Genomic DNA, 417 nt, shown 5'->3' with positions numbered 1-417 from the left:
GGCGTGAGCAGGGGCTGGGTGACTTAAAAGTGGCGGTCAACATGTCTTCACGCCAGTTCAGGCAGGACGATCTGGCCGGCCGGATCGCCGCGATTATTGCTGTCACCGGTGCGAACCCAGCCTATATCACGCTGGAGCTGACGGAGAGCATGGTGATGCAGGATGTGGACAGTACGCTGACTACCTTGCGTTCTTTGAAAAAACTGGGTTTGTCGATCTCACTGGATGATTTTGGCACCGGCTATTCGAGCCTGTCTTATCTGCGCCGCTTTCCTATTGATGAACTGAAAATTGATAAATCCTTTGTCAACGACATTCATACCGATCCTGATGATGCGGCAATTGCCAGCGCGGTTATTGCCATGGGCTTGAGTCTGGGATTAAATGTGGTCGCTGAAGGTGTGGAACGTCTGGAAC

Annotated in this window: 1 protein-coding gene; it reads left to right on the top strand. The window is 52.3% G+C overall.

Annotated features, from left to right (window positions below; all coding sequences use genetic code 11):
• Positions 1–417, top strand: a 417-nt coding sequence (locus KDM89_RS19990; RefSeq protein ID WP_212689628.1) for an EAL domain-containing protein, incomplete at both ends; no start/stop codon positions are given.

This window comes from Cognatundibacterium luofuense (assembly GCF_018139685.1).
GTDB lineage: Bacteria > Pseudomonadota > Gammaproteobacteria > Burkholderiales > Burkholderiaceae_D > Undibacterium > Undibacterium luofuense.
This window is presented reverse-complemented; position numbering and strand designations above follow the sequence as displayed.